Origin of the sequence: uncultured Lutibacter sp., assembly GCF_947495725.1 — a bacterium.
Taxonomy (GTDB): domain Bacteria; phylum Bacteroidota; class Bacteroidia; order Flavobacteriales; family Flavobacteriaceae; genus Lutibacter.
The window spans coordinates 15,116-39,452 of the sequence record NZ_CANLZZ010000002.1 but is presented as its reverse complement, the minus strand read 5'-3'; the positions used below and the strand labels follow the sequence as shown (position 1 = coordinate 39,452).

Here is a 24,337-nt window from a genome sequence, read left to right as displayed (position 1 = left end):
CTATGGAATTAAAAGAAAAATTAGTTTCTTCATTTTTAGCTTTTGAAAACAAAGGTGGTTTGGACTTAGATTCAAATGTACACTCAATACGCTCAAAGGCAATGCAAAATTTTGAAAAGGAAGGATTTCCTACAAAAAAAGATGAGGAGTGGAAGTATACAAGTTTAAGATCTATTCTAAAAAAAGATTTAGGTTTATTTCCTTCAACAGATAAATCTATTGGATTTAAGGATATTAAGGAGTATTTAATGAATGATATTGAATCGTACACATTAATTTTTATTGATGGTGTATTTAATTCGTTTCTTTCAGATACCACACATGATGATTGTGATGTTTGTGTTTTATCTTCGGCCTTATCTCGTCCAAAATATAAAATGATTGTTGACAATTATTTTAATACAATAGCAAAAGATAATAATAGTTTAGCCGATTTAAATACTGCTTTTACTAAAGAAGGTGCTTTTATTAATATCCCAAAAAATACTATTGTTCAAAAACCAATTCAAATATTGAATTTTTCAACAGGTAATGAAAGTAATGTTATGCTTCAGCCTAGAAATTTAGTAATTGTAGGTGAAAATTCACATGTACAAATTATTGAGCGTCATCAAAATCTTTCTAAAAATACTACTTTAACTAATTCTGTTACAGAAATTTTCGTTCATAAAAGAGCTATTGTAGATTTTTATAAGATACAAGATGACACTAAAAATTCATCTTTAATTGACAGCACTTTTGTTTCTCAAAAGCAACAAAGTGTAGCTTCAGTGCATACATATTCTTTTGGGGGAAAAATTATCCGAAATAATTTAGAATTTTACCATGAAGGAGAACATATTACTTCTAACCTAAATGGAATCTCTATTTTAAACGAGAAGCAGCACGTAGACAACCACACGTTAGTAAATCATAAATATCCTAATTGCGAAAGTCATGAGCTTTACAAAGGTATTTACGATGATAAATCAACTGGTGTTTTTAATGGAAAGGTTATGGTACAACAAGAAGCTCAAAAAACCAATGCTTTTCAACAAAATAATAATATTTTAATAAGTGATGGAGCTACAATTAATGCTAAACCACAATTAGAAATATTTGCTGATGATGTAAAATGTTCGCACGGTTGTACCATTGGGCAATTAGATGAAAGTGCTTTATTTTACATGCAAACTAGAGGAATTCCTAAAAAAGAAGCCAAAGCGTTATTGTTATTTGCATTTGGAAATGATGTTGTAGAAAAAATTAAAATTCCAAAATTAAAATCTAAAATAACTAAACTTATTGCCCAAAACTTAGGTGTAGAATTAGGATTTGATTTATAATTAATTATTCTTTAAAATAAAAAAGCCGCATTTAAAATGTGGCTTTTTTATTTTATAACTTCAGGGTTTAAAACAACAAATTCCGTTCTTCTATTTAATTGATGCGCTTCTTCCGAACAATTTACACCGTTTGAACAATTGTTTACCAATTTTGTTTCACCATAACCTTTTCCCGATAATTGATTTGGAGATACACCTTTATTAAACAACCAAGACAGCACCGAATTTGTTCTTTTTTCAGACAATTCTAAATTATAATCGTCATTTTCCCTAGAATCTGTATGTGATCCTATTTCTATCTTAAGTTTTGGATACATTTTTAATAAAGATTGTATTTTAGTCAACTCTAAAACTGCATCGTTTCTAATATCAAATTTATCTCTATTAAAATAAATTGGGTTGGTGTTAACTTTTAAAACCCCTCTAGATTTATTTAAAACTTCTTTAGACCAAGATATGATAGTATCTTCTTTAAAATCAATTTGCTCTACTTTTTTACACTTTGTGTAAATTGGCTGAGCAATTGGGTAATCATCATTTAAATCAAAATCTTTTAAATATCCTTCATTTGCATAATTTTCAAATTCGACATAAGTTACATTTATAAAATCAAACATAACTCTGCTAGTGGGACCTTCGTTCTCTTCTAAAGAACCTACCGCATCAATTGTTGGAGGGTTTATATTTAAAATTAAATTAGTTTCAACTGAAGTACCAATAGCCTCTAAACATTCATTACAATATGTAGACAGCGCCTCATTATTTGGCCCGTCAATATCATTAATAATAAATCTAAAATTTGATGGTGGAATTACTGATACAGCATCAGTTTGCAAAAAGGTAAAACGAATTTTACTTAAATTATTTGGAATACCTTTTATTTTTGATAGCGAAACATATCTTATATTATCTTCATGAATTGTAAATATTCCATTTTGAGGACCTTTAACTTTTTGAGCTCTAATGTAAGACAACGAGGGAATTTGGGTTGATTGCGCTTTAAATAAAACATTGTTAGTATCGTTTCCAGAAATAACTTCTGTAACCGTCACTAATTGATGATTTTGTGCAACACTTGAAACTATAAAAACAAGAAGCGAAAAAGCAGGTAAGTATACTTTTATTTTCCCCATGATATTGCAATTTACAATTAATATAGAAGAATAAAATATTTTGTAAACAATAAATATTTAATTTGTTGCAACGGAGTTGCATACTTCTTTCAAAAATTTATCTGTGTTAAAAATCGGATTCTCTGCCAAACCAAAACGAACAATAACCAGTTCTTTTGATGGAATAATAAAAACATATTGCCCTTGGTAGCCATTACACGAATACAAATCTTTAGGCGCATTTGGATAAATACCACCTGCATTTAACCAAAATTGCGCTCCATATTCTCCATTTGAAGTATTTGTAGGGGATTTAGTATAATTTATCCAATTTTCAGATAAAATTTCTTCTCCATTCCAATTTCCATTGTTTAAATACAACAATCCAAATTTAGCCCAATCGCGTGCAGTTGCCCAACCATAACTAGAACCTATATAATTCCCAGATACATCTGTTTCAATTAGCATAGAATTCATTCCAATTTTATCAATTAATTCATTATACCAAAAATCTAGATAATCCTGATGTGAATTAAATTGATTTCTAATAAATTTCGAAATTAAATTGGTAGTCCCTGAAGAATAATTCCAACTATTATTTGGTTTACTTATTAAAGATTTTTCCAATTGAACCTTACCCATATCTTTTTCTAAAAACAACATTTTAGTAACATCTGAAATGGTATTGTAATCTTCTACCCATTCCAATCCACTATTCATTTGCAATAAGTTATTTAAAGTAATTTTTGAACGCTCATCCTGTTCCCATTCAGGGAATAGATTGGTTTGATTTATATTTATTTTACCTTGTTTTTCCAAAACACCCAAAACAGCACTTGTAATGCTTTTAGTCATAGACCAACCCAATAATTTTGAGTCTTTTGAAAAATCTTCAGCATATTTTTCACCAACAATAACCCCTTTATATAGCACTAAAACAGCTCTAGTTTTCTTAATGGAATCACCGGCTTTATCAAATGCATTTTCAACAGCCTGTTGTAAGGATCTATAATTTATATTGCCGAAAATTGTATCTTTTTGAGGAAGATTTCCATAGGGGTAAGGAAGCTTATTATTACTAAATTTACGTTTTGGCTTAAATAAAATTTCATCATTAAAATTTTCGGGAACCAAAACACACCCTATTCCTTCTTTGTAGATAGCTGTTCTTTTTTTCAATCCAAAAATTGATGATGTTACCGATTTGTGTTCGTAATCAATTTCATTCTTTGCAGTATTTATTGGGCTAAAACCATTATCTCCTTTTTCAATAGATTCCAAACTTCTATTTGCTTCAAACGTGCAAGAACAGACACTTTTAGCTGAAAAACCAGTAATAATATTTAATCTGGGATAATTATAAATTACAATTCCAACAATAATTATCAGCAAAGGAATTACCCCAAATTTTACTATTTTTTTCATTTCAATTATATTAAATATTAGGCTAAAATTACTATTTATTTTGTCAGTTCAAAAAAAGATTTTACATTTGTTAACCATTTGGTTAAACCATATAGTTAAATAAAATGAAAAAAACTAAAGACGATTCAACAGAATCTAATATTTTAAATGCTGCCAAAACTATTTTTCAACGCAAAGGAATGGACGGTGCACGTATGCAAGAAATTGCTGATGAAGCTGGCATAAACAAAGCGCTACTACATTATTATTACAGAAGCAAACAACTACTTTTTGAAGCTGTTTTTAAAAGTGTTTTTTCATTACTTGCTCCACAATTAAACAAAGCATTAAATAACGATGATTCGTTAATGGATAAAATTAAAAATTTTACAAAAAACTACATTTCATTTATAATTAAACATCCGTATTTACCAAGTTTTATAATAAACGAACTGAATAGAAATCCAGAATTTGTTCAAAAATTAATTACTGAAAAACATTTTCCAAATATTGAAAAATTTAAAAATCAAATAAATGAAAATATTGAAAAAGGGAAAATAACATCTATTAAACCAGAACAACTTTTTATTAATATTATGGCTCTAAATATTTTTCCTTTTATAGCATCACCACTTTTAAAAGGATTTTTAAAAATTAGTGATGAAGATTATAATAAATTATTAGAAGAACGAGCCACTGAAGTTTCAAACTTTATAATTAACGCTTTAAAAGTTTAGTATAAATTCCTGTTTACACAAGAACTACACAACACTATGTTTAACCTACAAAAGTTAGGTATTTAAAAAAGAATAAAAATGAAAAAAATACAAACTTTACTGCTCCTATTTCTTTCTATAACACTTTTTTCACAAGAAAAATTAAGCTTAGAAACCTGTTATTCTTTACTGAATAAAAATTACCCTTTAGCAAAACAAAACGCTTTACTTGCAAACCAGAATGAACTAGATTTAGCTTCCATTGCAACAAAAAAATTACCTAAAATTGAATTAGCTGCACAAACAACATATCAATCAGATGTTACGCAAATGCCTATTTCCATTCCTAATTTAACAGTAGAACCGCCAAATAAAGACCAATACAAAGCAACACTTTCAATAAATCAACTAATTTACAACGGAGGATTAATTGATGCAACTACTAAAGTAAGTGAAGCCAATTTAAAAGCACAACAAAAACAAGTTGAAGTAAACTTATACCAACTTAAAAAGCAGGTAAATTCATACTATTTTTCAATTTTACTATTTAATGAAAAATTAGATTTATTAACTTCTAAAGAAACATTGCTTAAAGCAAAATTAAAAGAAGTACATGCAGGTATAAAATTCGGTGTTTTATTACCAACTTCAGACAGTGTTTTAGAAGCCGAATTATTAAAAATTAAACAACAATTTGAAGAAATAAATCTAACAAAAAATAGTTTAATTAAATCTTTATCTCAACTTATTGGGGCTCCAATTTCAACAACTTCTGAATTTGAAACACCGATAGTTTTAACCGACTTTAATAGCAACATAACAAGACCTGAACTTGAATTATTTGAACTTAAAAAAGAATCAATTAAAACCTCAGAAAATCTTATTTCAAAACAAAATGTACCAAATTTAATGGGTTTTGCAACAGGTGGCTATGGAAATCCAGGTTTAAATATGTTAGACAATTCGTTTCAAACATTTTATCAAGTTGGGATAAAATTAAACTGGAATATTTTTGATTGGAATTCCAATAAAAAGCAACGAGAATCTTTACTAATTAATAAAGATATTGTAACCAATGAACAAGAAGTTTTCCAGTTAAATACTACAATTGAACTTCAACAAAAACAAACTGACATTAATAAATTTTCAAGCTTAATTAATTCGGACAAAGAAATTATTGAGTTAAGAAAAAAAATACTAAAATCTGCTGAATCTCAGCTAAAAAACGGGGTTATTACTTCCTCTGCATATATTACCGAAATCACTAATTTATTTGAAGCTGAAAATAGCTTAAGTACTCATAAAATTGAAATGCTTTTAGCAAAAGCAAATTACAACATTATAAAAGGAATTTAACAATGAAAATTACGAATCAATTTATTGCAATAATCATACTCACAAGTGCTTTAATTTCTTGTAAAAACAACGAAAAAGCCGATGGTTATGGAAATTTTGAAGCTACAGAAATTACAATTTCAGCAGAAAATAATGGCAAGCTTTTACAATTTGAAGTTGAAGAAGGAAAGCATTTAAAAACAGGTGAATTTGTTGGATATATAGATACTATTCAACTAGCTTTAAAAAAACATCAATTACAAACTTCAAAAGAAATAATTTTTTCTAAATCTAAAGGAGTTTTATCGCAAATAAGCGTTTTAAAAGCTGAATTAAAAACTGCTAATATTTCAAAAAATAGAATTGAAAACTTACTTAAAGAAAATGCAGGAACACAACAACAATTAGATGCTATTAATGGTAAAATTGATGTATTAAACCAGCAAATTAGAAGTATTGAAATACAAAATGCACCTGTTGTAAATGAAATAAAAAGTTTAGATATTCAATTAAAACAATTGGAAGATCAACTATACAAAAGCAATATTATAAATCCAGTTCCAGGAACAGTTTTAGTAAAATATGCAGAACCTAATGAAGTAGTTTCTTTTGGAAAACCACTTTATAAAATAGCAGATTTAACTACTATGGAATTGCGTGTTTATGTAAGCGAACCTCAATTGGCAACCATTAAAATAGGACAAGAAGTAACTGTAAAAATTGACGAGGGCGAAACTATGAAAAATTATTCAGGAATAATTTCTTGGATAGCTTCCGAAGCAGAATTTACACCTAAAATAATACAAACAAAAGAAGAACGCGTAAACTTGGTTTATGCCGTAAAAATTAATGTAAAAAATGATGGTAGTTTAAAAATTGGAATGCCTGCTGAAATGTGGATTTCAGAAAATTAATAATTATGAAAAATGTGTTTAAAATAGCTTCAATACTTGCATTTATAATAGGAATAATGTCTATAGTTGCAGGTTCAAAAGTTTTGTTGGGAATTGATACAAAAAACTATACAGTACTCAATTGGTTAGTAACTTACAATGTAATATATGGGTTTATTTCAATAATTGTAGCTTATCTTATTTGGACAACAAATAAATTTACTAAAAAAGCCATTATTTTTATTTTAGCATCACACATTACGCTGCTTTTTTATCTATCCTTTTTTAATGAAAATGTTGCTTCAGAAAGTATAAAAGCTATGGTTTTTAGAATAAGTATCTGGAGTATAATTGCTCTTCTAACTTTAAATTTAAAAACTCAATCCAAATGAAAAATTTTAAACAACTTTTATTAGTAATTACACTATTATTTTTAGCAATTTCTTGCAAAAATACTGCTGAAAAAAAGTCAGATTCAGAGCAAATTCAACAAACTGAAAAACAACACCATAACAAAGCCGAAAAACTACAATTAAACAACGGTAAACTTTGGAAAGCGAATCCTGAAACTACTAATGGAATTAACGCTATGCTTCAAATAATGTCTAATTTTTCCGAAAAAGAAAATGCTGATGCATACAAAACTTTAAAACTAAATTTAGAAGGCGAGTTTAATTCTATTATTCAAAAATGTACTATGACAGGGGAAGCACATGAAAATCTACATGTATTTTTAATTCCTATGAATAATTTATTTAAAGGTTTAACAGCTTCAAATATTGAAACTAGCAAAGAAAATTTCAACAAATTAAACATTCATTTAAAAGAATATAAAAACTATTTTGAATAATTACTAATGAGTATTTCTCTTAAAAATATTAGCAAATCTTATAATAAAGTTAGCGCTTTACAAAACATTACTTTTAATGTTGAAAAAGGTGAATTATTTGGTTTAATTGGACCAGATGGCGCAGGAAAAACAACATTATTTAGAATTTTAACAACCCTTTTAATCGCTAATAAAGGAACAGCTTCTGTTGCCGGTTTTGATGTTTTTAAAGATTATAAACAAATTAGAAATAATGTAGGTTATATGCCTGGTAAATTTTCACTGTATCAAGATTTAACGGTTGAAGAAAACTTAAACTTTTTTGCTACTATTTTTGGGACAACAATTGAAGAAAACTACGATTTAATTAAAGATATTTACGTTCAAATTGAACCTTTTAAAAATAGAAGAGCTGGAAAATTATCTGGCGGAATGAAACAAAAATTAGCTTTGTGTTGTGCTTTAATTCACAAACCAAAAGTGTTGTTTTTAGATGAGCCAACCACTGGAGTTGATCCTGTTTCTAGAAAGGAATTTTGGGAAATGTTAAAACGGCTTCAAAAAAAGGGAATTACTATACTAGTATCTACTCCGTATATGGATGAAGCCGCATTATGCGATAGAATTGCATTGATTCAGGATGGTGAAATTTTAGAAATTGACACTCCTAAAGAAATTGTAAAACATTACCCTAAAGCAATTTATAATGTAAGCGCTAATAATATGTACAAACTTATAAAATGCTTAAAAAATTACGAATTTATGTACAGCGTTTATCCTTTTGGTGAATTTGTACATTATACCGATAAAAGAGACCTTTTTAAACCTAATGATTTAATTGAGTTTTTAAAACAAAATGAATTACAAAACATTGAAATAAGCGAAACGCAACCCACCATTGAAGATACTTTTATGGAATTGGCTAAGTAAGTTAAACTAATATAATGGTTAATTTTCGTCAACCTGAACTTGTTTCAGGTTCTTATAATAATTGAAAATCAACACAATAAAATTCCGAATCAAGTTCGGAATAACGGATTTAATAATAAAATAAATGAAAGAAGAAACTGTAATAAAAGTTGAAAATTTAACCAAACAATTTGGTGATTTTACCGCAGTAAATGCAATTTCTTTTGAAGTTAAAAAAGGGGAAATTTTTGGTTTTTTAGGTGCCAATGGTGCAGGAAAAACAACCGCAATGAAAATGTTGATTGGTATTTCTAATCCAACTTCAGGAGAGGCAGAAGTTGCAAGTTTTAATGTATATAAAAACCCTAACAGTATTAAAAAAAACATAGGATATATGAGTCAAAAATTTGCCTTATATGATGATTTAACTGTTAAAGAAAATATTACTTTTTTTGGAGGAATTTACGGCTTAACTCGCAAACAGATTAATGAAAAAAGACAGCTGTTAGTTGAAGAATTAGGTTTACAGGAAATTGTAAATAATCTGGTAAGTTCACTGCCATTAGGTTGGAAACAAAAAATAGCTTTTTCAGTTGCTTTGCTACACAACCCTAAAATTGTTTTTTTAGACGAACCCACTGGTGGCGTAGATCCAATTACACGACGCCAATTTTGGGAAATGATTTATAAAACAGCCAACCAAGGAACTACAATTTTTGTAACAACGCATTATATGGATGAGGCAGAATATTGCGACAGAGTTTCAATTATGGTTAATGGTAAAATTGAAGCATTAGATACTCCAAAAAATCTTAAAGAAAAATACAAAGCTAAAAGTATGAATGATGTGTTTTTAAAATTAGCTAGAGGTTAAAAAATAGTTAGACAATAAATGGAAAAAAGTTAGAAATCAGAAGAGCAAAACTTAATCACAATTAATAATGAAAAATTAACTGTGATTACAAAATTTTAGTCACAAAATTGTGGCAATCGCTCCTCTTTTTAACAACAATATATATGAAACGATTTATAGGATTTATAGAAAAAGAGTTTTACCATATCTTTAGAGATAAACGCTCATTATTCATTTTATTTGGAATGCCAATAGTACAAATAATGCTTTTTGGTTTTGCAATTACAAATGAAATTAATAATGTAGATATTGCTATTTTAAATAATTCAAAAGATACAAAAACAGAAGAAATTATAAATAAAATAGCTTCTTCAAAGTATTTTAGTGTAGAAGATTTTATTCAAAATGAAAATGAAATAGAAGCTATATTTAAAAAAGGTAAAGTAAAAGCTGTTTTAAATTTTGAAACTGATTTTAGTAAAAAATTAATTACAGAAAATAACGCTACAGTTCAAATAATAACAGATGCCACAGATCCAAATACAGCAAATACAATAAGTAATTATGTGAGCGCAATTTTACAAAACTATTCAAAAACCAATAACAAAAATATAAAATTAGCTTACCAAATTGTACCAAAAACACGTATGGTTTACAATCAGGAATTAAAAAGTGTTTTTATGTTTGTTCCAGGGGTTATGACTATTATTTTAATGTTAGTTTCGGCCATGATGACTTCCATTTCAATAACGCGAGAAAAAGAATTAGGCACTATGGAAATTCTATTGGTTTCGCCATTAAAACCATTTCAGGTTATTATTGGTAAAGTGGTTCCATATATTTTCTTATCCATTATAAATGCAATTGTAATTATTGTACTAAGCATGTTTGTTTTTAAAATGCCAGTAGAAGGAAGTTTGTTTTTGCTAGGTGCCGAAAGTATTTTATTTATAATTACATCCTTGTCTTTAGGAATTTTAATTTCAACAGTTTCAGCAACACAACAAACCGCAATGATGATTTCTTTAATGGCTTTAATGCTGCCTGTAATTTTACTTTCGGGGTTTATTTTTCCAATTACAAGTATGCCTGTACCGCTTCAAATTTTAAGTAATATTATTCCTGCAAAATGGTTTATTATAATTATAAAAGGAATAATGTTAAAAGGAATTGGACTCACTTTTATTTGGAAAGAAACACTCATTTTAGTTGCAATGACACTGTTTTTTATTGTAGTTAGTATTAAAAAATATAAAATTAGATTGGAATAATTTAGTTAGCAAGAAAATTAAAAAATGAATACAATTCTATACATAATTCAAAAGGAATTTAGACAAATCTTTAGAAATAAAGGAATGCTTCCTATTATATTTGTGCTACCAATAGTCCAACTAGTAATTCTTTCAAATGCAGCTACGTTTGAAGTTAAAAACATTAAATTCTCTTATATAGATACTGATAATTCTTCATTTTCTAGAGAGCTTATCTCAAAATTTGATGCTTCAACATATTTTAATGTACTTGCCAAATATCCTTCAAACAAAATAGCAAATTCAGCAATGCTAAAAGGTGATGTTGATGTAATTTTAGAAATTCCTTCAAACTTTGAACGCAATTTACTAAAAGATAAAAAAACAGACGTAGGTGTAACCATAAATGCTATTGATGGCGCTGCAGCTGGCGTTACAAATGTGTATATTAATCAAATATTGCAATCATTTAATAAAAATGCACAATCAAATTTAATTCAACCCTCAAACACATCTATAAAATACCAAAACATAACAAGCATACCTTCTTTTTGGTTCAATAAAACATTAAATTATAAAACTTTTATGGTGCCTGGAATTTTAGTTTTATTAGTAACAATGATTACGCTTTTCCTATCTGGAATGAACATTGTTAGAGAAAAAGAAATAGGCACTTTAGAACAAATAAACGTTACTCCAATTAAAAAACACGAATTAATTATTGGTAAATTATTTCCATTTTGGTTACTGGGATTAGTGCTTTTATCTGTCGGTTTATTAATTGCTAAATTACTTTTTAATGTACCTATTGTTGGTAGTTTATTATTAATGTATTTATACACTTCCATTTATATTTTAGTAATTTTAGGAATAGGATTATTTATTTCAAACTTTACAGATACACAACAACAAGCAATGTTTATTTCGTGGTTTTTTATGGTAATTTTTATTTTAATGAGTGGTCTTTTTACACCTATTGAAAGTATGCCAAATTGGGCGCAATTAATTACAGAATTAAATCCTATAAAATATTTTGTTGAAGTAATGCGTATGGTAATGTTAAAAGGCGCAGGTTTTAATGAAATTTTACCACAATTAACAAAAACACTAATTTATGCCATTGCTATGAACGGATTAGCCGTTTTAAGTTATAAAAAAACCACTTAAAATTAACTTTTACTTATTTAGAAGTATTTAATAATCTCAATTTTGTAATTTTGTATTTAGAATGATTCTAAAAAGCACATATGATTGATATTGAAAAAATTCGAGCCGATTTTCCAATTTTAAAAGAAAAAGTTAATGGAAAACCACTCGTTTATTTAGATAATGCCGCTACAAGTCAAAAACCTCAGATTGTAATTGACAGCATTGTAAATTACTACTCAACTATAAATTCAAATATTCATAGAGGTGTTCATACTTTAAGTCAGCTTGCAACTGACGCTTATGAAGAAGCACGTATAAAATTACAACATCATTTCAACGCTAAAAACAGCTACGAAATTATACTAACAGCTGGCACAACACACAGTATTAATATTGTAGCAACAGGATTTACTTCCCTTTTAAAAGAAGGAGATGAAATTATTGTTTCAACAATGGAACATCACTCTAACATAGTTCCTTGGCAAATGTTATGCGAACGCACTGGAGCTATATTAAAAGTAATTCCAATGAATTTTGAAGGAGAGTTATTAATGGATAAATATGACCAACTTCTTTCAAATAAAACAAAACTAGTATTTGTAAATCATGTTTCAAATGCTTTAGGAACCATAAACCCAATACAAGAAATTATTAATAAAGCGCATAAATTTGGAGCAGCAGTATTAATTGATGGCGCTCAAAGCTGTCCACATATTAAACCTGATGTTCAGGCTTTAGATGTCGATTTTTATGTGGCATCTGCTCATAAATTATGCGGTCCTACAGGTGTAGGTATATTGTATGGAAAAGAAGAATGGTTAAATAAGTTACCTCCATATCAAGGTGGTGGTGAAATGATAAAACAAGTAACCTTTGAAAAAACAACATACGCCGATTTACCTCATAAATTTGAAGCAGGAACACCTAATATAGCGGGAGGAATTGCTTTTGGAACTGCCATTGACTATATGAATAGTATTGGTTTTGATGAAATTGAAGCTTATGAAAATGAGTTATTAAAATATGCCACTAAAAAATTATTGCAAATTGAAGGCTTAAAAATTTATGGTACCGCTAAAAATAAAACTGCAGTAATTTCATTTAACATAGGAGATATTCATCCTTTTGATATTGGAAGTATTATAGATAAATTAGGAATTGCTGTAAGAACAGGTCACCATTGTGCGCAACCAATTATGGCATTTTATAACATTCCTGGTACAGTTAGAGCTTCATTTGCTTTCTACAACACTTTTGAGGAAATTGATATTTTATATGACGCTTTGATAAAAGCAAAAACAATGTTGAGTTAACTTTTATTTAATCAATTACGGTTTTCCCTTTCATAAGTAAGTTTTTTCATTTTTTCTTTAATATCTATTTGATAATAATTATCAAATAGATGCTTTTTAACATTTTTTTAATATATTCGACCATCTTATTTAAGATAAACATCAATTTTTTAACAAAATTTTTAAACTAACATGAAAAAATTAATTTTATTTTTTGCAATTCTAGCCTTAGCAATAGTAGCCTGTCAAGATAATACTGATGAAGTATCTCCAAACCAAGAAATAACGGAAATTGACATGAGTGATTTTTACGTATACACTGATGATGATGTTGCTGCTAAAAGCTCTCAAGGTTCTCATGGTGATAAATGCCACAGTATGAAAGTATTGAATAGGCAATTAAATGAAAATCCGGGATTGTATAAAAAATTATATAATGTAGAAAAACATACTAGAACATATATTGCTTTTAAGGGGAAACCAACTAAACCAGGTAATGGTAATGGTAATGGTGGAGGAACAACTCCTACTCCTTATACTGGAACAATTACAATTCCTGTGGTAGTAAACATTCTTGAAGACCCTGCGCATCCAGTAACTGCAGCTCATATAAATTCTCAAATCGCAATTTTAAATGAAGATTTTAATAACAATAATCCATTAACATCTCAAGTTCCAGCTGAATTTGCTGGTTTAGTTGCCGATACCGATATTACGTTTGTATTAGATCAAGTTATAAGAAAAGAATCAACTAAAAGTTCTTGGGGAACTAATGACGCAATGAAAGATTCTGAACAAGGAGGAATTGATGCCTCAGATCCTGCCAACAAATTAAACTTTTGGGTTTGTGAAATAGGCGGTGGAATTTTAGGGTACGCACAATTTCCTGGAGGAAGTCCAGCTACAGACGGTGTTGTTATTGGATCTGATTTCTTTGGAGAAAATACAGCCGGAGGACAATATGGGCACGGTAGAACAGCAACTCACGAAGTTGGTCACTGGTTAAATTTACGTCATATTTGGGGAGACGGAAGATGTAAACAAGATGATTTTGTATCGGATACTCCAAGTTCAGATGGACCAAACTATGGTTGCCCTTCTTATCCAACAGTTAATTGTAGATCTAATGATATGACTATGAATTATATGGACTATGTTAATGACAATTGTATGTATATGTTTAGTGAAGGTCAAAATGATAGAATGAGAGCAATATTTGCCACAGGAGGAACAAGAGAAAGTTTTGTACAATAAAAAATATATAAACTAGGGATTAAAAAAAGGAGCTATTAGCTCCTTTTTTTAGTATTTTTAATTTAAACTAATTATAAATGAAACCTTTAAACTTTCTAATTTTAGCAACCATATTAACAATTTCATGTTCTAGCCAAAAAGTTTCAGATGAAATAATTATAACATACAATGCATCTACACGTGGAAAAACCATTCAAGTTAAAATCAGCTCAAAAATTATAGAAAAAAATGAAAATGAGAATAAAATTAGAAGAGAAACACCTACTACTTATTGGAATGAAATTAAACGTTTAATAAATAAGTTAAATCTAGAAGATATAAATTCGTTTAAACCCTCTTCAGATAAAAGATTATATGATGGGGCTTTGCACGCCACTCTTAATATTAATTTAAAATCAAAGGTTTATGAATCACAAACATTTGACCATGGTAACCCACCGAAAGAACTAAAGGAAATTGTAGAAAAAGTACTGAACTTAAACATTGAATAACCAAAAGTTAATTTTTAATATTTATTTTCTTCCAAAATCAGCCGGAATTTCACCCCAAACTTTAGTTTCCCATTTTAATATTTTTGTTGTGTAGGTATTTTCTTTCAACCACTTCTCTGCGCGTTTTACAAAATCGAACAATTCCTTGTTTTTAGATGTAATAGGTAAATTCGTTCTACATTGACCTTTTTTAACCCAACTAATTGCAATTCGAGAGTCGGAATATATGGGAATATTTAAATTTCGCTGTTTTAAAAAGCCCAAACCATGCACCAATGCTAAAAATTCACCAATATTATTTGTGCCTTCTTCAAAAGGACCTTGAATAAAAAATTGTTTTTTTGTTTTAGCATCTACTCCTCTGTATTCCATTTTTCCTGGATTTCCAGAACACGCAGCATCTACGGCTAAAGATGGAAATAAAGGATTACCTATTTTTTTAAGCTCGTCTGAAGACAACTGAACTTTCTTGGTATCTTTACCTTTATAGTCCTCATATTTACCTTTAAATGCTTCCTCTGCATCCTTTTTTGATGCAAAAGATTTGTATTGAGCACCCTTAAAATTGGCAATATATTTTTTACAAGTATTCCACGAACTGAAAATACCCGTTTTTTCACCTTTCCATATTACATAGAATTTTTTCTTAGCCATTTTCTGAAATAACTTGCTCTATAACTTTAGGAAAATATTCATATTCCAATTTATGCACTTTATTTGCTACATCATCTGCAGTATCTGAAGGTAGAACTTTAAACTTTTCTTGAAAAATAATTGCACCTTCATCATAATTTTCATTAACATAATGAATTGTTATACCAGATTCTTTTTCTTCATTTTCTACAACTGCGTTATGAACATGCATTCCATACATCCCTTTTCCTCCAAATTTTGGCAAAAGTGCAGGATGAATATTAATTATTTTATTAGGAAAAGCATTAATAATTGATTCTGGAATTTTCCATAAAAAACCTGCTAAAATTACATAATCAGCATGTTCTTTTAGTAATTCTAATATTTTATCCGACTTTGAAAAGTCATCTCTATTGAAATATGAATTGCTGATTTTTAACCTTTTAGCACGCTCTAAAACTTTGGCATCTTTCTTGTTAGAAAGCACTTGAGTAACAGAAACAGATTTATTATTATTAAAGTACTTTATAATGTTCTCGGCATTTGACCCAGAACCTGAAGCCAGTATTACTATACGATTCATAATTAAAACTTGTTGTTCACAAATAAAATAAATAATTAGCAACAATTACTTAAAAAAAGATAAAAAAACATATTTATTATGCGTGCTTAGCATCTTTTATGGTTTAAAAGATTTTGAATTCATAAAAGTTTTATATTTTTGCCGAGTAATTAAATTTAAAAATTAAAAAATTATGTCAGACATTGCATCAAGAGTAAAGGCCATTATCGTAGATAAATTAGGCGTTGACGAAAATGAAGTAACAACAGAAGCTAGCTTTACTAACGATTTAGGAGCAGACTCACTTGATACTGTTGAGTTAATCATGGAATTTGAAAAAGAATTCGATATTCAAATACCAGACGATCAAGCAGAAAACATTGGAACTGTAGGTCAAGCAATTAGCTATATCGAAGAAGCTAAAAAGTAATCTTTATATGGAATTAAAACGAGTAGTAGTTACTGGACTTGGAGCATTGACTCCAATAGGAAATAATATTGAAGAATATTGGAATGGGCTTGTTAACGGTGTTAGCGGGGCAGCTCCAATTACACATTTTGATGCATCCAAGTTCAAAACTCGTTTTGCTTGCGAGGTTAAAAATTTCGATGTTCGAGATTTTATAGACCGAAAAGAGGCTCGTAAAATGGATAAGTTTTCTCAATATGCTATGGTAGCATCTGATGAAGCCATAAACGACGCCAATTTTGATTTAGAAAACATTGATAAAGATAGGGTTGGTGTAATTTGGGGTGCAGGTATTGGAGGTTTAGAAACTTTCCAAAACGAATGTATCAATTTTGCCAATGGTGACGGAACACCAAGATTTAATCCTTTCTTTATCCCAAAAATGATTGCAGATATTGCACCTGGTCAAATTTCTATTAAATATGGATTTAGAGGACCAAACTTTGCAACTGTATCAGCATGTGCATCATCATCTAATGCTATAATAGATGCTTTAAACTATATTCGTTTAGGGTATTCAGATGTAATGGTAACCGGAGGTTCGGAAGCAGCTGTTGCAATAGCAGGTATGGGTGGTTTTAATGCACTACAAGCACTTTCAACAAGAAATGATGATCCGGCAACTGCATCGAGACCTTTTGATAAGGATCGCGATGGATTTGTTTTAGGAGAAGGTGCAGGCGCTCTTATTTTAGAAGAATACGAACATGCAATAGCTCGTGGAGCAAAAATATATGCAGAAGTTGGTGGTGGAGGTCTTTCGGCTGACGCACACCACATTACTGCTCCTCATCCAGAAGGATTAGGCGCAAGAAATGTAATGTTAAATTGTTTAAGAGATGCTAATATGAAACCAGAAGACATTGATGCAATTAATATGCACGGTACTTCTACTCCACTTGGAGATATAGCTGAATCGAAAGCAATTTTAGAAGTTTTTGGCGAACACGCTTATAACTTAAATATAAATTCAACTAAGTCAATGACTGGTCACTTATTAGGTGCTGCCGGAGCTATTGAAGCTATTGCTTCAATTTTAGCTATAAAAAATGGCATTGTACCTCCTACAATAAATCATTCTACTAGTGACGATCAAATTGACAGTAAATTAAATTTCACGTTTAACAAAGCACAAAAACGTGATGTAAAAGTTGCAATGAGCAACACATTTGGCTTTGGAGGACACAATGCTTGTGTACTCTTTAAAAAATTTGAATAAAACAACTGAATGAACTTCATTCGAAAAATTATTGAAACTCGTTCTGAAAAGGATGAGGTATTTTATGTTGATTTAAAAAAAATTATTGGTTTTAAACCAAAAAATTTACATTTTTATAAAAAAGCATTTATTCATCGTTCAATAAAAGAATTTGACAAAAATACTGGACTTCCAATAAATTATGAACGTTTAGAATTTTTGGGAGATGCTATGCTTAGTGCAGTAATCGCATCGTACTTATTTCAAGAAGTTCCATCTGGAGACGAAGGTTATTTAACTCAAATGAGATCTAAAATTGTTAGCCGAGAACACTTAAATGAACTTGGTAAAGATTTAGATTTATTTCGTTTTGTTCGCAGTAATGTTTCAAAATCTAAATTTGGAGAAAATATTCATGGTAATATTTTTGAGGCACTAATTGGCGCAATTTATCTAGACAGAGGTTATAATTATTGTAAAAAATTTATTTTTAAAAGAGTTATTTACCCTTATGTTGATGTTCCAAAACTTGAAGGTAAAATAACCAGCTACAAAAGTATTTTTATTGAGTGGTGTCAAAAAGTTAAAAAAGATTTTGTTTTTGAAGTTTATGAAGATACCGGAAAAGACACTTTAAAACACTTTAGTGTTAAACTCTTTTTAGATGGAAAAATAATTTCAAAGGGAAGAGCCACTTCTAAAAAGAAAGCTGAAGAAACGGCTGCAAAAAGGGCTTATTATTCTTTTCAACAAGAGATTTCAAATATTTAGAAATGTATTATCGAATACGATTTCGTAAAATAATTAGTTACTGTAATTAAACAATAGTATTTTTGCAACTTTAATTTTCATCGATATATGCAACATTTAACGTTTGACTTGGAAGATGATTATTTATTAATTGGAATTCATTCAACTGAAGACGATTATAGATTGGCATATTTAATTAATAAAAATTTAAATTCTCAATTTAAAAGATATAATGAGAGTTTAGATTTTAAAGATTCGGATGCCGAATTTCCTCTATTTGAATGGAAAGATGAAAAAACATTCATGAATTATTATCTAATTAATAACAAATTCTTAAATGTTATTAATGAACAATATGCAGATGGATTATTTGGAGGCAACTATAGTACAACTTCCTATTTAATACCTGAAAAAAAGAAAGTTGATTTCTTGTTAAAAATTGAGGGATGTAATGAGTATTTTTTAATGAATATAATTGAAAAATTAAACAATATTGATCAAATTATAACTTCATACCAAATAGAAACTAACAGTTTAAAATCAAAAAATAACCTAATTTTTTAATTATGGCACAAAACAGAAAACGCACCAAGATAGTAGCAACTTTAGGTCCAGCATGTGACACTAAGGAAGTTATAGAAACAATGATAGACGCCGGTGTAAATGTATTTAGAATAAACTTTTCGCACGCGGAATATCCAGATGTTGAACGACGTGTTAATATTATAAGAGAAATTAATAAGCGCCGCAATTTTAATGTAGCAGTTTTAGCCGATTTACAAGGACCAAAACTACGAGTTGGAATGATGCAAGATGGAGTTGAACTAAATATTGGAGATACTTTTACTTATACTACCGAAAAATGTGAGGGAACCAAAGATAAGGCATATATGACTTATACTAACTTCCCTAAAGATGTACAAGTTGGTGAACATATTTTAGTTGATGATGGAAAATTACTTTTTGAGGTAACTGCAACAAATAGAATTGATTCAGTAACTACAAAAGTATTAAGAGGTGGACCATTAAAATCTAAAAAAGGAGTTAATTTACCTAACACAAAAATATCTTTACCTGCTTTAACAGAAAAAGATCAAAAAGATGTTGTTTTTGCCATTGGTTTAGATGTAGACTGGATTGCACTATCATTTGTTAGAACTCCAGAAGATATTATTCAATTACAAGATGTAATTAAGGAATTATCAGATCATAAAATTCCAATTATTGCTAAAATTGAAAAACCTGAAGCAGTTCATAATATTGATAAAATTACGCCAGTTTGTGATGCTTTAATGGTTGCTCGTGGAGATTTAGGTGTTGAAGTACCTATGGAAAAAGTACCACTAATTCAAAAAAGATTGGTATTAGCTGCTAAAAAGGCTCATATACCAGTAATTATTGCTACTCAAATGATGGAAACTATGATTGAAAATCAGGTTCCAACTAGAGCTGAAGTTAATGATGTTGCAAACTCAATAATGGATGGTGCCGATGCCGTAATGCTTTCTGGTGAAACATCTGTTGGTAAATTTCCATTACAAGTAATTCAACAAATGAGAAGAATTATTGAAAATGTTGAGAATTCACCACTAATTTCAATTCCAGAAAAATATATTCAATGTGTTAATGAGCGTTTTATTTCAAAAACTATTTGTCATCAGGCTTCTCTTATGGCAAACTCTATTAATGCAGAAGTTATAACTACATTAACCGATTCTGGTTATACAGCTTTTCAAATATCTTCTTGGAGACCGAAATCTAATATTTTAGTATTTTCATCAAATAGAAGAATTTTAGCAATGCTAAATTTATTGTGGGGTGTTAAAGGTGTTTATTACGATCGTTTTGTAAGCACAGACCAAACAATTGAAGATATTAATAATTTAGCAGCCGAAAGAGGTTATTTACAAGAAGGAGATTTTGCAATTAATATTACCTCAATGCCTGTTAAGGAAAGAGGTATGGCAAATACAATGAAAATTACCCAATATCAAAAATCTTAATTACTTTTAAGTATAGCATATAGCGCAAAAGACGCTAACCAATGGGCTCCGGCATATTCGCCAGAGTCCATTTTTTTATAGCTATATTCAAAATGCTTCGTTGCTAAATTTAGCATTTTTGCATTGTCTAATTCTAAGCCAATTTCGTATAAACACCAAGCTCTACTAAAATTTAAACCATCTAAATGAGCTAGTTTACCATCCGATCTATCAGTAACTTCTGCAACTTCTAGATAACTATCTGGGTTTTCTCTAAAATCAGGTAAAAATTGATCTAACCAAATTACAAAGTCTTCTTTTGGAAGCACTTTTAACATAAGTGAAGCTTCTTGTAAACATGGTGATAAAAAATCGAATCCTCCAGGTTCCCAAGTTATAGGACACCCTTTATCGTTTAAATAATATTCTTTTGCTTTTTCATTAATAATTTGCGCTAACTCTGGCGAATATTTTTTTGCATAGTCTAACGCAAACGACATTCCAAAAGCGGTGTTTGGATGCTCACCTACCCTAATTGGGTACTTTAATTTTGGTAAAAATTCAATATATTTTTGTTCAATTAATTTTACAAGTGGTTCTAAATTTTGATATAGTTCGTTGGTTTCTGGAGTATTCCAATCTTGTAAAGTTTCAGCAACTTTTAACAACCAGGCCCAACCATAAGTTCTTTCAAAAGTTTTATTATGTTCGTCATCAAAATACAATACCTCTTTTAAAATATTTTCTTGAGTAATATTCTTTTGAATTTTTTTAAAAATTTCATCCTTCTTTTCAAAATTAGGAATATTACGAATAATATTTAGCAAAGTCCAATGTCCATGAACTGAGGAATGCCAATCAAAGCATCCATAAAACGCCGGATGTAATTCTGAAGGCTCTTTTAAATAGGTAGCATCGCCTAAAACTTGACCCAATTTATTTGGATATTCTTGATCAATACAGTCGAAAGCAAAATGGTATAAATAAGTGGCGCTTTTATTAGTTAATTGAGGTTTTGAATAAACAACTTCTTTTTCAACAACCTGTTTCTGTTCTACTTTTTTACATGAATAAATAACTAATAATGGTAAAATAATTAAAAATACATTTCTCATAACTAAAATTTCATTGTTGTTTTTATTAAGGTAGCATCATTTACTACAAATGGCATTGGCATCATAATTTCTGATCTTGGTTGAAATTTAAATAGTGAATTTGAAAGTAAATCATATTTAGTTTCTAAAATGTCTATATCAAATTTCTGATCCTTGTCTACAATCATCTCAATATTAATAATTTCATTTTTACTAGTTCTATAATAAGTTATTATAGTTCCAGTATTTACTTCAAATTTAAAATTATTCTGCATATTATTTGCAATAGATTCATTATTAATTATCAAGTCTTTAAACTTAATTGGTTTATTAGCCATTAGACTAATTCTATTGGCATTTCTATTTGATTTAACACTTAAACAAATGCTTCGATTATTGTTTACTATTGTATCAGAAATTATTGATATTTCTGGTTTTTGAAGATTTCGAATATTTGTTTTTGTGTATAATTGAATTTTTGTTTTATACTTACTTGCATAAGTACTGGTATCATAGCTTCCAACTATTGGTTTAGTTCCTATATATTGTTCTGTAAAATTATCTGTTTTAGTATTGTATGTTGCAAAATATGCTTCATTTTTAAGAACATCATGCACATAAATTATACTGTTTGGTTGTTTTCGATCTTCAGAATAAGAAGCCTTTAAACTTGCCGAAACATAAGCCATTAAACCAATTAGTAAAAACAGCCTCATTAACTTGTTATTTTTAGTATACTTTTTAAATATTGGAACTAAAAAACCAAAAAGTAATACTGTAAAAATTGAAGCAACGCTCAACATTTTTAATCCCAACCCAACGGGAAACATTTTTATAAAAGGCACAAATAGTATTAATACAGGTATTGACAATATGGTAAACACTAATGTATGGTCTTTATTTAAGCTAGAAAAAATTAAAATCGCCAGCATTACTAGTAATAATAGCACGGGAATAATAAAAAAACCAGCTCCTTTTAAATAAAAAACAATTAACCCATTTATTAACAACCAAATAATTAGCGGAGCTACTAATAAATCTTGTCCGGTTCTTTTTTTAAAAAAACCTTTATAAAACCAAAAACAAATTGCCAAACTAAAAGATACAAACATGGCAATATAATAATATCCGTTATATGTAAAACCGTGTAAAACATCATTGTACTGTGGATGAATTTTTAGCAATAGTTGCCATCCATAATAAGTAAAAAACACAGAAAACAACATTGAAAAAACCAAAGGAATAAATCCTTTTAGCATCCCAATAATAGTGAGCTTCTTTTTTAATATTCCAATAGTAATTAAAACTATAAAAAAAAGTACACAAATTACAAACATTGGCAATACCCAAGCAAATGGGTAATAAACCATTCCTAAATAAGGAAAGTTAAAAAACACAAAATCTTCTTTAGCCTTTAAATTACTTAAATTGCTATTTGCAAAATAATTTAAACAAGCAACCAAATAAGTAGCTTGGTGGTTAAGAGATTTTAAATCCATTCTTTCAAAAGAATCTTGTGCGGTGTGATAATCAAAATGATCGCCAATAAAAGCAAAATTAAACCCATCAATATTTCCATCTTCTCTAAAAACGGTTAAATCGGTATCATTAGGCAACATTTTATAAATACTATACATTAACGAATTTCCAACAGGAAAAGGAGTTTTTGCTTCTTGGAAAGCTTCTATCAGTTTTTTATTTCCGCTATTGGTTTCGAGCAGCATATAACTTGGGCCACCACTACCACGTGCCTCAAAATTTAAAACCAAACCTACGTCTTTTGCCCAAGGGTGATGGTTTACAAAAGCATTTGCGCCCAATAACCCAAGTTCTTCAGCATCGGATATACAAATAATTATGTCATTTTTTGGGGTTTGGTTTTTAGCCAAAAAAGCACTAACACCTTCTAATATGGTAACAACTCCACTTGCCGCGTCACTTACACCTAAAGAAGAATGCGGATTAGAATCGTAATGCGAAAGCAACAGTAACGCCTTTCCATTTTCACTTCCTTTAATTTTAGCAACAATGTTTCTACAGTTTGTTGCTGACTTCCATTTTTTATTAACAGCTACTTGTTCTTGAATTTCAACCTGAAGTCCTAATTTTTTAAATTCTGAAACTAAATAGTTCCGCACATTATTATGCGCTATAGAACCTGTATAATGTGGTTCTTTTGAAATTTCTTTTAAATGATGAACCGCATTTGAAGTTGAAAACTTAGAATTAGTTAAATTTAAATTTTCATCGGTAGGAGTTAAAGAATAAAAACTAAAATAAACGGTGGCAACTATAATTAATAAGGAAACAACTTGAAGGTATTTTTTTGGAATCATTTTTTAAAATATTGTGCTGTATTAATTTTTGCTTGCTTTTTATTTTGGTTTTATAAACTAAAAGCAACGATTGTTCAAGTAATTTTTCATAAAAAAGTGTATCAAAACTATTGTTCTTTAATAATAGCAATCATTTAAACAGTATATCATTCTTTTTTTATTAATAAGTAATAATCATTATCCAAAGCCAAATAACCTTGGTTATATATATAATAATAGGTGTTCCCTGTTTTGGTTGTATATATTGAAGTAAAAAAATTAAAATCGAAATTTCCGTCTAATAATTTTGTTCTAGTAACTTTTGTTTTTCCTGTGGTATTTAGATCGGAAAGTAATTTGTGATTTTTTCGAAGTCTGTTATTTACATTCCTTATTAAATTTTTACTGTCTTTGTTAATTTTATTGTTGTAAGAATTTCTGCAATAATCCGAACAGAATTTTTTATCTATTCTTCCATTGAGTACTTCACCGCACTCCAAACAATTTTTTTTCATATTTATA

Annotated in this window: 25 protein-coding genes; 18 read left to right on the top strand and 7 right to left on the bottom strand. The window is 29.0% G+C overall.

What is annotated here, in order from left to right; genetic code table 11:
* Positions 1–2 precede the first annotated feature (2 nt).
* Positions 3–1,325: a Fe-S cluster assembly protein SufD gene (gene sufD / locus Q0776_RS03835; RefSeq protein WP_298365206.1), complete on the top strand. Its 1,323-nt coding sequence runs from the start codon at positions 3–5 to the stop codon at positions 1,323–1,325.
* A gap of 47 nt (positions 1,326–1,372) precedes the next feature.
* Here the strand turns inward: sufD and Q0776_RS03830 are convergent, their stop codons facing one another.
* Positions 1,373–2,458, bottom strand: a complete 1,086-nt coding sequence (locus Q0776_RS03830; protein ID WP_298365204.1) for an OmpA family protein — start codon at positions 2,456–2,458, stop codon at positions 1,373–1,375.
* A 57-nt stretch (positions 2,459–2,515) separates the two neighbouring features.
* Positions 2,516–3,862 (bottom strand): serine hydrolase, encoded by a 1,347-nt coding sequence (locus tag Q0776_RS03825; RefSeq protein ID WP_298365203.1) that lies wholly within the window; start codon positions 3,860–3,862, stop codon positions 2,516–2,518.
* A 104-nt stretch (positions 3,863–3,966) separates the two neighbouring features.
* Between Q0776_RS03825 and Q0776_RS03820 the strand changes: the two genes are divergently transcribed.
* From Q0776_RS03820 to Q0776_RS03765, 12 genes are all read left to right on the top strand, one after another.
* Positions 3,967–4,578, top strand: a complete 612-nt coding sequence (locus Q0776_RS03820) for a TetR/AcrR family transcriptional regulator (protein ID WP_298365202.1) — start codon at positions 3,967–3,969, stop codon at positions 4,576–4,578.
* Between the two features lie 78 nt (positions 4,579–4,656).
* Positions 4,657–5,913, top strand: a complete 1,257-nt coding sequence (locus Q0776_RS03815) for a TolC family protein (protein ID WP_298365201.1) — start codon at positions 4,657–4,659, stop codon at positions 5,911–5,913.
* Positions 5,914–5,915: 2 nt separating this feature from the next.
* Positions 5,916–6,806, top strand: coding sequence for an HlyD family efflux transporter periplasmic adaptor subunit (locus Q0776_RS03810; protein ID WP_298365199.1), 891 nt, complete (start codon positions 5,916–5,918; stop codon positions 6,804–6,806).
* Between the two features lie 5 nt (positions 6,807–6,811).
* A complete protein-coding gene (locus Q0776_RS03805; RefSeq protein ID WP_298365197.1) occupies positions 6,812–7,177 on the top strand; it encodes a hypothetical protein in 366 nt (121 codons plus the stop codon).
* On the top strand, positions 7,174–7,635 hold the full coding sequence (locus Q0776_RS03800; protein ID WP_298365195.1) for a hypothetical protein: 462 nt from the start codon (positions 7,174–7,176) through the stop codon (positions 7,633–7,635). The genes Q0776_RS03805 and Q0776_RS03800 overlap by 4 nt, the downstream gene beginning before the upstream one ends.
* 6 nt (positions 7,636–7,641) lie before the next feature.
* Positions 7,642–8,544 (top strand): ABC transporter ATP-binding protein, encoded by a 903-nt coding sequence (locus Q0776_RS03795; protein ID WP_298365193.1) that lies wholly within the window; start codon positions 7,642–7,644, stop codon positions 8,542–8,544.
* Between the two features lie 124 nt (positions 8,545–8,668).
* Positions 8,669–9,397 carry an ABC transporter ATP-binding protein gene (locus Q0776_RS03790; protein ID WP_298365191.1) on the top strand — a complete coding sequence of 243 codons (729 nt, stop codon included), beginning with the start codon at positions 8,669–8,671 and terminating at the stop codon, positions 9,395–9,397.
* A gap of 143 nt (positions 9,398–9,540) precedes the next feature.
* Positions 9,541–10,647 (top strand): ABC transporter permease, encoded by a 1,107-nt coding sequence (locus tag Q0776_RS03785; protein WP_298365189.1) that lies wholly within the window; start codon positions 9,541–9,543, stop codon positions 10,645–10,647.
* Positions 10,648–10,671: 24 nt separating this feature from the next.
* Positions 10,672–11,793, top strand: a complete 1,122-nt coding sequence (locus Q0776_RS03780; RefSeq protein WP_298365187.1) for an ABC transporter permease — start codon at positions 10,672–10,674, stop codon at positions 11,791–11,793.
* Between the two features lie 80 nt (positions 11,794–11,873).
* Positions 11,874–13,088, top strand: a complete 1,215-nt coding sequence (locus tag Q0776_RS03775; protein ID WP_298365184.1) for a cysteine desulfurase — start codon at positions 11,874–11,876, stop codon at positions 13,086–13,088.
* 171 nt (positions 13,089–13,259) lie between these two features.
* Complete coding sequence (locus tag Q0776_RS03770; protein WP_298365182.1) at positions 13,260–14,321, top strand: zinc metalloprotease; 1,062 nt, start codon at positions 13,260–13,262, stop codon at positions 14,319–14,321.
* A 77-nt stretch (positions 14,322–14,398) separates the two neighbouring features.
* The gene (locus Q0776_RS03765; protein WP_298365180.1) at positions 14,399–14,812 is read left to right on the top strand and encodes a hypothetical protein; all 414 of its coding nucleotides are present in this window, start codon (positions 14,399–14,401) and stop codon (positions 14,810–14,812) included.
* A gap of 21 nt (positions 14,813–14,833) precedes the next feature.
* On the opposite strand, the gene Q0776_RS03760 is transcribed toward Q0776_RS03765, so the two are convergent.
* Both Q0776_RS03760 and purN read right to left on the bottom strand, forming a co-directional pair.
* On the bottom strand, positions 14,834–15,466 hold the full coding sequence (locus Q0776_RS03760; protein WP_298365178.1) for a ribonuclease H family protein: 633 nt from the start codon (positions 15,464–15,466) through the stop codon (positions 14,834–14,836).
* Positions 15,459–16,028: a phosphoribosylglycinamide formyltransferase gene (gene purN, locus Q0776_RS03755; RefSeq protein ID WP_298365176.1), complete on the bottom strand. Its 570-nt coding sequence runs from the start codon at positions 16,026–16,028 to the stop codon at positions 15,459–15,461. Before purN ends, Q0776_RS03760 begins: the two co-directional genes overlap by 8 nt.
* A gap of 172 nt (positions 16,029–16,200) precedes the next feature.
* On the opposite strand from purN, the gene Q0776_RS03750 reads away from it, so the two are divergent.
* The 5 genes from Q0776_RS03750 (at position 16,201) to pyk (ending at position 20,427) form a co-directional block, all read left to right on the top strand.
* Positions 16,201–16,437: an acyl carrier protein gene (locus Q0776_RS03750; RefSeq protein ID WP_068209181.1), complete on the top strand. Its 237-nt coding sequence runs from the start codon at positions 16,201–16,203 to the stop codon at positions 16,435–16,437.
* A gap of 7 nt (positions 16,438–16,444) precedes the next feature.
* Complete coding sequence (gene fabF, locus Q0776_RS03745) at positions 16,445–17,695, top strand: beta-ketoacyl-ACP synthase II (RefSeq protein ID WP_298365170.1); 1,251 nt, start codon at positions 16,445–16,447, stop codon at positions 17,693–17,695.
* Between the two features lie 9 nt (positions 17,696–17,704).
* On the top strand, positions 17,705–18,445 hold the full coding sequence (gene rnc / locus Q0776_RS03740; protein WP_298365166.1) for a ribonuclease III: 741 nt from the start codon (positions 17,705–17,707) through the stop codon (positions 18,443–18,445).
* Between the two features lie 87 nt (positions 18,446–18,532).
* On the top strand, positions 18,533–18,988 hold the full coding sequence (locus Q0776_RS03735) for an IPExxxVDY family protein (RefSeq protein WP_298365164.1): 456 nt from the start codon (positions 18,533–18,535) through the stop codon (positions 18,986–18,988).
* Between the two features lie 2 nt (positions 18,989–18,990).
* Complete coding sequence (gene pyk, locus Q0776_RS03730) at positions 18,991–20,427, top strand: pyruvate kinase (RefSeq protein ID WP_298365162.1); 1,437 nt, start codon at positions 18,991–18,993, stop codon at positions 20,425–20,427.
* On the opposite strand, the gene Q0776_RS03725 is transcribed toward pyk, so the two are convergent.
* The 3 genes from Q0776_RS03725 to Q0776_RS03715 form a co-directional block, all read right to left on the bottom strand.
* Positions 20,424–21,521 (bottom strand): DUF2891 domain-containing protein, encoded by a 1,098-nt coding sequence (locus Q0776_RS03725; RefSeq protein ID WP_298365160.1) that lies wholly within the window; start codon positions 21,519–21,521, stop codon positions 20,424–20,426. The genes pyk and Q0776_RS03725 overlap by 4 nt on opposite strands.
* A gap of 2 nt (positions 21,522–21,523) precedes the next feature.
* The gene (locus Q0776_RS03720) at positions 21,524–23,836 is read right to left on the bottom strand and encodes a M28 family peptidase (RefSeq protein WP_298365157.1); all 2,313 of its coding nucleotides are present in this window, start codon (positions 23,834–23,836) and stop codon (positions 21,524–21,526) included.
* 146 nt (positions 23,837–23,982) lie between these two features.
* Positions 23,983–24,330, bottom strand: coding sequence for a hypothetical protein (locus Q0776_RS03715; RefSeq protein ID WP_298365155.1), 348 nt, complete (start codon positions 24,328–24,330; stop codon positions 23,983–23,985).
* Between the last annotated feature and the right edge of the window lie 7 nt (positions 24,331–24,337).

Bases quoted from the DNA above. Each gene is read 5' to 3' on its own strand.
- sufD (WP_298365206.1), top strand. From the start codon at position 3: ATGGAATTAAAAGAAAAATTAGTTTCTTCATTTTTAGCTTTTGAAAAC.
- Q0776_RS03830 (WP_298365204.1), bottom strand. From the start codon at position 2,458: ATGGGGAAAATAAAAGTATACTTACCTGCTTTTTCGCTTCTTGTTTTT.
- Q0776_RS03825 (WP_298365203.1), bottom strand. From the start codon at position 3,862: ATGAAAAAAATAGTAAAATTTGGGGTAATTCCTTTGCTGATAATTATT.
- Q0776_RS03820 (WP_298365202.1), top strand. From the start codon at position 3,967: ATGAAAAAAACTAAAGACGATTCAACAGAATCTAATATTTTAAATGCT.
- Q0776_RS03815 (WP_298365201.1), top strand. From the start codon at position 4,657: ATGAAAAAAATACAAACTTTACTGCTCCTATTTCTTTCTATAACACTT.
- Q0776_RS03810 (WP_298365199.1), top strand. From the start codon at position 5,916: ATGAAAATTACGAATCAATTTATTGCAATAATCATACTCACAAGTGCT.
- Q0776_RS03805 (WP_298365197.1), top strand. From the start codon at position 6,812: ATGAAAAATGTGTTTAAAATAGCTTCAATACTTGCATTTATAATAGGA.
- Q0776_RS03800 (WP_298365195.1), top strand. From the start codon at position 7,174: ATGAAAAATTTTAAACAACTTTTATTAGTAATTACACTATTATTTTTA.
- Q0776_RS03795 (WP_298365193.1), top strand. From the start codon at position 7,642: ATGAGTATTTCTCTTAAAAATATTAGCAAATCTTATAATAAAGTTAGC.
- Q0776_RS03790 (WP_298365191.1), top strand. From the start codon at position 8,669: ATGAAAGAAGAAACTGTAATAAAAGTTGAAAATTTAACCAAACAATTT.
- Q0776_RS03785 (WP_298365189.1), top strand. From the start codon at position 9,541: ATGAAACGATTTATAGGATTTATAGAAAAAGAGTTTTACCATATCTTT.
- Q0776_RS03780 (WP_298365187.1), top strand. From the start codon at position 10,672: ATGAATACAATTCTATACATAATTCAAAAGGAATTTAGACAAATCTTT.
- Q0776_RS03775 (WP_298365184.1), top strand. From the start codon at position 11,874: ATGATTGATATTGAAAAAATTCGAGCCGATTTTCCAATTTTAAAAGAA.
- Q0776_RS03770 (WP_298365182.1), top strand. From the start codon at position 13,260: ATGAAAAAATTAATTTTATTTTTTGCAATTCTAGCCTTAGCAATAGTA.
- Q0776_RS03765 (WP_298365180.1), top strand. From the start codon at position 14,399: ATGAAACCTTTAAACTTTCTAATTTTAGCAACCATATTAACAATTTCA.
- Q0776_RS03760 (WP_298365178.1), bottom strand. From the start codon at position 15,466: ATGGCTAAGAAAAAATTCTATGTAATATGGAAAGGTGAAAAAACGGGT.
- purN (WP_298365176.1), bottom strand. From the start codon at position 16,028: ATGAATCGTATAGTAATACTGGCTTCAGGTTCTGGGTCAAATGCCGAG.
- Q0776_RS03750 (WP_068209181.1), top strand. From the start codon at position 16,201: ATGTCAGACATTGCATCAAGAGTAAAGGCCATTATCGTAGATAAATTA.
- fabF (WP_298365170.1), top strand. From the start codon at position 16,445: ATGGAATTAAAACGAGTAGTAGTTACTGGACTTGGAGCATTGACTCCA.
- rnc (WP_298365166.1), top strand. From the start codon at position 17,705: ATGAACTTCATTCGAAAAATTATTGAAACTCGTTCTGAAAAGGATGAG.
- Q0776_RS03735 (WP_298365164.1), top strand. From the start codon at position 18,533: ATGCAACATTTAACGTTTGACTTGGAAGATGATTATTTATTAATTGGA.
- pyk (WP_298365162.1), top strand. From the start codon at position 18,991: ATGGCACAAAACAGAAAACGCACCAAGATAGTAGCAACTTTAGGTCCA.
- Q0776_RS03725 (WP_298365160.1), bottom strand. From the start codon at position 21,521: ATGAGAAATGTATTTTTAATTATTTTACCATTATTAGTTATTTATTCA.
- Q0776_RS03720 (WP_298365157.1), bottom strand. From the start codon at position 23,836: ATGATTCCAAAAAAATACCTTCAAGTTGTTTCCTTATTAATTATAGTT.
- Q0776_RS03715 (WP_298365155.1), bottom strand. From the start codon at position 24,330: ATGAAAAAAAATTGTTTGGAGTGCGGTGAAGTACTCAATGGAAGAATA.